Raw genomic sequence first — 7,607 nt, forward strand, 5'->3', positions numbered from 1 at the left:
TTAGAAACATTACGTTTCTTTAAAAATATAAGTAACATGGTAAAAGTAAGTGCTGCTGATGTTAAAAAATTAAGAGAAGCTACTGGAGCTGGAATGATGGACTGTAAAAAGGCATTAGTTGAAGCAGAAGGTAACTTTGATCAAGCAATAGACGTTTTACGTAAAAAAGGACAGAAAATTGCTGCAAAAAGAGCTGATAGAGAATCTACAGAAGGTGTTGCAGTAACTAGAATTAACGACGCAAAAACAGAAGGTGTTGCAATTGTATTAGCTTGTGAAACAGACTTTGTTGGTAAAAACGAAAAGTTTGTTGCTTTAGGTGGTGAGTTTGCAGATATCGCTTTAAATTACAACAGTAAAGAAGATTTCTTAGCTGCAGATTTTGGAGGTATGACAGTTGCTGATAAATTAGTTGAACAAACTGGTGTTATTGGAGAAAAATTAGAAATTACTGCTTTTGAAAAAGTAAGTGCTGCCTATGTTGGTGCTTATACACACATTGGTAAAATTGCTGCATTAGTAGGTTTATCTAATGCTGTAGATAAAGCAGATGAATTATCTAAAGATATTGCAATGCAAGTTGCCTCTATGGGTGCTAGCATTTTATCTTACAAAGATTTTGATCCTGCTTATGTAGCTGCAGAAACTGAAGCTAGAATTGCAGTGATTGAAAAAGATAACATCGAGTTAGGTAGATTGGGTAAAACATTAAAAAATGTACCTCAGTTTATTTCTATGTCTCAATTAACTCCAGAAGTTTTAGCTAACGCTGAAGAAGCTGCAAAAGCTGAGTTGAAAGCAGAAGGAAAACCAGAGCAAATCTGGGATAGAATCTTACCAGGTAAAATGGAAAGATTTATTTCTGATAACACAACGTTAGATACAGAGCAGTGTCTTTTAGACCAAGCTTTTATTAAAGATGAAAAGAAAAATGTTGCACAATATGTTGCTACATTTGGTGATGTTGCTGTTTCTTCTTTTAAAAGAGTAACTTTAGGATAAGACAAACTTATAATTCCTTTATTCACTGAAACCAATTCAGTGTAAGCTTAAGAATTTAAATATTTTAAACCTCATAATTCTACAAATAGAATTGTGAGGTTTTTTTGTGTTTCAAAAAAGAAACTGTAATTTTGCACAACCTTATTCTCACCAAAGTGAGAATTTCAAAAAATAAAAAGCTACATGCAATACAAAAGAATTCTTTTAAAACTCAGTGGAGAAGCTTTAATGGGCGATAGACAATACGGTATAGACCCCAAAAGACTCTCAGAATATGCTAAAGAAATTAAACAAGTAGTTGCAAAAGGCATAGAAGTTGCTATTGTAATTGGCGGTGGAAACATTTTTAGAGGTGTTGCAGGTGCAGCCAATGGTATGGATCGCGTGCAAGGAGATCATATGGGAATGCTAGCCACTTGTATAAATGGTTTAGCCTTACAAAGCGCCTTAGAAGAAGAAGGCGTTTATACACGTTTGCAAACGGCTCTAGAAATTAAAGAAGTTGCAGAACCTTATATTAAAAGAAAAGCGATTCGTCATTTAGAAAAAGGACGTGTAGTAATTTTTGGTGCAGGAACAGGTAACCCGTACTTTACAACAGATACAGCTGCTGTATTAAGAGCTATAGAAATAGATGCAGATGCAATTTTAAAAGGTACACGAGTAAACGGCATTTACAATGTAGATCCAGAAAAAGATAAAAATGCCATAAAATTTGAAAGTATTTCTTTTAAAGACGTTATTTCTAAAGGCTTAAAAGTTATGGATATGACTGCTTTTACATTAAGTGAAGAAAATAAATTACCAATTATTGTTTTTGATATGAATACGAATGGAAATTTATTAAAGTTGGTTTCTGGAGAAAAAATTGGTACTATTGTTGATAATATTTAAGTAAATACAGCTTTATAATTTCCAAAATTAGGATTTTTAGAAGCAGTAAAACATTTTTAAAATGAACGAAGAAATAGAATTTATATTAGACACTGCTAAAGAAGCAATGAATAAAGCCATTGCTCACTTAGAAAAAGAATTAGTTTCTATTAGAGCAGGTAGGGCAACTCCTGCTATGTTAAGTACAGTTATGGTAGATTATTATGGTGCACAAACTCCTTTAGGGCAAGTTGCTAACGTAAATACGCCAGATGCTAGAACCTTAAGCATTCAGCCTTGGGAAAAGAATATGCTACAAGAAATTGAAAAAGCAATTCAGCTTGCCAACTTAGGTTTTAATCCTATGAATAATGGAGATATTATAATGATTAATGTACCGCCTTTAACAGAAGAACGCAGAAAAGGTTTAGCTAAGCAAGCTAAAGCAGAAGCAGAAGACGCTAAAGTTGGTATTAGAAATGCCCGTAAAGAAGCGAATAACGACATCAAAAAAACAGATATATCTGACGATATGAAAAAAATTTCGGAAGATGATGTGCAAAAATTAACAGATACATTTGTAAAGGTTATCGAAGAAAAATTAGCCGTTAAAGAAAAAGAAATTATGACAATATAATTTCATATAACCATATCTTTTAAAGAAAGAGTGTTTTTTAAAACACTCTTTTTTTTTGTGCCTTACCCTAGTAATTTAACTACCTTTGCAAAAATTTTTCTACATGAATTTTTGGACAAAAGCTGCCGGTTTAATACTTAGAAACCGCTTTTTAGTTTTATTTTTAATTGCTATTGCAACAGGTCTGTTATCTACACAGATGAAGTATATGCAATTTTCTTATTCTGAGGCCAACCTACTTCCAGAAGACCATGAAGCCAATTTAGAGTATAACAAATTCCTAGAAATTTTTGGAGAAGAAGGTAATTTAGTAATTCTTGGAGTAAAAGATACTACTGTTTTTACACCACAAAAATTTAATGCGTGGAATAATTTAGTAGCGCAATTTAACGATAGACAAGAAGTTGATTTTACCATTTCTATTGCTGATGTAAAAAAATTAAAAGCCGATAGAAAACAAAGAAAATTTGTTTTAGAACCACTTTACGAAGAGAATCCTACAACAGCAGAAGAAGTAAATGCCATAAAAAAAGAGCTTTTTGAGAAATTGCCTTTCTATGAGAATTTACTATTCAATAAAGAAACTGGTACATTACAAACGGCCATCTACATTAAAAAAGAAATTATAAACACGCCCAAACGTAGAGATTTTATTTTTGATGTGCTTATTCCTAAAATTGAAAAATTTGAAAAAGAAAATGGATTAGATGTTCGTGTTTCTGGTATGCCATATATTAGAACATTAAATGCGCAAAATATACAAGATGAAATTTTAATTTTTGTGGTGGGCGCATTATTAATTACTGCCGTAATTTTCTTTTTCTTTTTCAGATCTTTTAGAGCCACATTTATTACACTTTTAGTAGTTATGATTGGTGTTACTTGGGCCTTTGGTTTTATTGGTTTATTCCGTTATGAAATCACTGTTTTATCTGCTTTAATTCCGCCTTTAATTATTGTAATTGGGGTACCCAATGCTGTTTTTTTAATTAATAAATATCAACAAGAAGTAAAAAAACATGGCATGCAAGCCAAAGCTTTACAAAGGGTAATTGCTAAAATTGGTAATGCTACATTAATGACTAATATTACTACAGCCTCTGGTTTTGCAACCTTTGTATTTGTAAAAAGTAGTTTGTTAAGAGAATTCGGTATTTTAGCTTCTGTTAACATCATTAGTATCTTTGTTTTAGCACTGTTAATTATACCAATTATTTACAGTTTTATGCCACTTCCAAAGAAAAAACATTTAAATCACTTAGAAAAAAAGTGGATTGAAAATGTAGTAGATTGGATGGAACGAATGGTAAAAAACCAAAGAATTACAGTTTATATTACTACAGTAATCGTTATTATTTTAGGCATTATAGGCGTTTATCAAATTAACGTTTCTGGTAGTTTAATTGAAGATATTCCTAAAAAAACTTCATTTTATAAAGATATTAAATTCTTTGAGAAAGAATTTGGTGGCATTATGCCTTTAGAAATTTTAATAGATACCAAAAAAGAAAAAGGCGTAATGAAACTTTCTGTCTTAAAGAAGATGGAAAAACTAAATGATATTATAGAAAGTTTCCCAGAATTATCTAAACCAATCTCTGTAACTAACATTGTAAAATACTCCAAACAAGCTTATTACAAAGGAAATCCTAAATACTACCAATTACCAACAAGACAAGAACAAGGCTATATCTTTTCTTATAATAAAAACTCTAATAGTGATGCTAGTATGCTAAAAACCTTTGTAGATGCTACAGGACGTTATGCTCGTATTACTACGTTTATGAAAGATATTGGTACAGATAAGATGGATATAATTCAACAACGTTTAAAAACAGTAATTGATAAAGAATTTCCATCAGAAAAATATACGGTTTCTTTAACAGGAAAAGCATTGGTTTTTATAAAAGGAACCAATTACTTAATTAAAAACTTAGTCATTTCATTATCATTAGCTATCTTTTTAATTGCCATTTTTATGGCATGGATGTTTAGATCTCCACAAATGATTTTAATCTCTTTGGTGCCTAACATGTTGCCACTTTTAATTACTGCAGGTTTAATGGGCTTTTTTAACATTCCAATAAAACCTTCTACCATTTTAGTATTTAGCATTGCTTTTGGTATTTCTGTAGATGATACCATTCACTTTTTAGCAAAATACAGGCAAGAGTTAATTGCCAACAAATGGAAAATTAAACCATCTGTTTATGCCGCTTTAAGAGAAACAGGTGTAAGTATGTTTTATACTTCTATAGTATTGTTTTTTGGCTTCTTAACCTTTACGTTATCTAGCTTTGGTGGTACAATTGCACTAGGTGGTTTGGTTTCTGTTACACTACTTTTAGCAATGATATCTAACTTGTTATTGTTGCCTTCTCTTTTATTAACATTCGAGAAAAAAATTGCGAATAAAAAAGTATTTAAGGAACCCAAAATAGAGATTTTTCCTGAGAATAAGGGTAAACAAGATATAAAATAAATAGTTTATTTAGTTTAAAAAAATTAATAATCATAAAAAAAATCGGATGTTTTTTAAACATCCGATTTTTACATTTAACAAAAACTCTTTTTACTTTTTCATGATTCTTTTAGTTACTTTCCCTTTTTCTGTAATAATATTTAAGAGATAAATACCAGGTACCAATTCAGATACATCTATTCTTTGATTTGGATTTCTAATTGATTTTATTTTCTTACCAATAGTATTGTAAACTTCAATGCTTTTAATATCTATATTTTCTGAATTTCTAATTTGCAATAAATTAACTACTGGATTAGGATATAGTTGAAATGTTCGCGCTAATACATTATCTTCTGTAGATAATGTAGCATCATAATTTAATGTAATTCTTTCTGTTTCTATATTAAAATCATTTACAACACTATTAGAAACTACACAGTAATAAAAAGCTGCATCTTGCTGGGTTGCATCAGCTAGAGTATAAGTTTTATCTGTTGCCCCTTCTATCTTAGACCAGTTCCTATACCATTGATACTCATTATTAGCTCCACGAACTTCGGCTGTAAAAACAGTATCAAAACCATCTCCAAAATCTATGGTTTTTTCCTCTCCTACTTTTGCTTGACCTGTATACGAAAATGAAGAAACATTGTCTTTATAATATTGGAATTCATCTTCAAAATCGCCAAAATGTAATTGATTATCATTAAAATTAAGTTGAGATAAATTTGCAGCTTTCGTAAAATTTGGAATTTTACTAGACAACTGGTTACTCTGTAAATAAACAATTTCTAAATTTACCAAAGCATTCATTTCTGTTGGCAAACCTGTAAATTGGTTGTTGTTTAACGAAAGTCTTTTTAAGGCTGTTAAGTTTCCAAAATTTGTAGGTAACACTCCAGTAATTTCATTAGAACTTAATTGCAAGTTTTCTAATTTAGTAAGATTACCAATAGATTCTGAAAGCGCTCCTTTTAATTGATTTGAAGATAGAGAAATATCAGTAATATGTTTACCACCATCTACAATTTTTGTGGTAACTCCTTGCCACTTTGTAGCATTGTATGGATTATTTATTAGTGCCTTAGCTAAATTACCATTCCAATTACTATTATTTCGCCAATTTGCTCCATCTAAATTATTATATAGATCTACCAGAGCTTGTATCTCATTTTGTGGCACATTATTGTAAGCAGTACAATCTTGACCCCAAACAATATTCGGTCTGTTTTGAGCAAAAGAACTTGTTTCCCAATCTGAAATGGTATTTTGTGGCACTGCAATACAATTTAAATATGGATTACTTGAAAAACTAAAACTTCTACTATACAATCTTTCAGAATCATAACCATTATCAAAAATTGAAGGTGAAACACCTATTTTTAAACCTGTAATTTGATTAGATGAAACCGATAAATTATCTAAATTAATTAAGTTTGAAAAATCTAAATTTCCTTCTAATTGATTAGAACTTATATCTAATCTTCGTAAAGAGGTGATATTATTAATTTCTGCAGGAATTGTTTTTAAAACATATTCAGCCTTATCAGAATCATATTGCCTTGTAAAGGTCAATTGTTCTAAATTTTCCAACTCACCAATTTCTAGAGCAATTTCTGAAACTGTATTACTATTAAATTCTAATTCTTTTAATTGTGTTAAATTTTTAATTACTGATGGAATTGTACCATCTAATTGATTAGAATTCAATTCAACTTTAGTTACATGTTTTTGACCATTAATAATTGCAGTAGTTACACCATACCATGATCCTACATTTCTTTTTAGTGTGTTGTCTGTTTCCCAAAGAACACCATTGTATGAACTAGACAAATCATTTTTCCAATCTGTACCTTTTGTCTTATTATAGATTGCTATTAAAGCATCTCTTTCTTTATCTGGAATGGAATTATTAGTTACTGCACTACAATTGTCTGAATAGATTACGCCATTGTCAATAAAATTTTGCGTCCCATTTGCATCAGATAATTGCCACGAAACTAACTCATCTTGTGGCACTTCTATACAACCTAATGCATTTCTTTTTGTACTAAAATAAGAGCTACCAGAAAAAGTATTATCACTTCTAATATTAAAAGCTGTTGGTGCTAAATTTAATTTTAAACCTGTAATTGTATTATATTCTAATTTTAACCTATCTAAAACGTCTAAATTGCTTAAATCTAAAACACCATCAATAAAATTATTATTTGCAATTAATTCATCTAACATAGTTAGATTATTAATTGTTGTTGGTAAACTTGTTAGAGCATTATACTCTATATTTAGATTTTCTAAATTTACCAAATTACCTATTGTAGTTGGTATATTCTCTAACTTGTTTTGATTTAAATATAACTTTTTTAAACTCCCAATATTCCCAATTTCATCTGGTAAAGTCGTTAAGGTTTTTGTATTATCTGTTCTATCTATTTGATTAGATACATTAAGTTCTTCTAATACTGCAAAATTCCCTATTCCTGTTGGTAAATTGGTTAACCCATTCCTACTTAAATTTAAATACGTTAAACTTGATAAATTACCAATCTCTGGGGGTAAACTTGTTAAGTTATTACCGGTTAAATCTAATTTGGTTAATTTGCTTAACTCGCCAATCTCTGGCTTTAACTC

At 30.0% G+C, this 7,607-nt stretch carries 5 protein-coding genes; 4 read left to right on the forward strand and 1 reads right to left on the reverse strand.

Annotation, left to right across the window (positions count from 1 at the left end):
* Positions 1–36 precede the first annotated feature (36 nt).
* The 4 genes from tsf to Q0762_RS12415 all read left to right on the forward strand — a co-directional run bounded on the left by tsf (position 37) and on the right by Q0762_RS12415 (position 4,994).
* On the forward strand, positions 37–1,002 hold the full coding sequence (gene tsf / locus Q0762_RS12400) for a translation elongation factor Ts (RefSeq protein ID WP_298767224.1): 966 nt from the start codon (positions 37–39) through the stop codon (positions 1,000–1,002).
* A 183-nt stretch (positions 1,003–1,185) separates the two neighbouring features.
* Positions 1,186–1,896 (forward strand): UMP kinase, encoded by a 711-nt coding sequence (gene pyrH / locus Q0762_RS12405; RefSeq protein WP_298767225.1) that lies wholly within the window; start codon positions 1,186–1,188, stop codon positions 1,894–1,896.
* Positions 1,897–1,957: 61 nt separating this feature from the next.
* Positions 1,958–2,512 (forward strand): ribosome recycling factor, encoded by a 555-nt coding sequence (gene frr / locus Q0762_RS12410; RefSeq protein ID WP_298767226.1) that lies wholly within the window; start codon positions 1,958–1,960, stop codon positions 2,510–2,512.
* Between the two features lie 103 nt (positions 2,513–2,615).
* A complete protein-coding gene (locus Q0762_RS12415) occupies positions 2,616–4,994 on the forward strand; it encodes an MMPL family transporter (RefSeq protein WP_298767227.1) in 2,379 nt (792 codons plus the stop codon).
* A 90-nt stretch (positions 4,995–5,084) separates the two neighbouring features.
* Here Q0762_RS12415 and Q0762_RS12420 read toward each other — a convergent pair.
* Positions 5,085–7,607: T9SS type A sorting domain-containing protein (locus tag Q0762_RS12420; protein ID WP_298767228.1), on the reverse strand; the 2,523-nt coding region annotated here is incomplete at its 5' end.

It is taken from the genome of uncultured Polaribacter sp., from assembly GCF_947495205.1.
Taxonomy (GTDB): Bacteria; Bacteroidota; Bacteroidia; order Flavobacteriales; family Flavobacteriaceae; genus Polaribacter.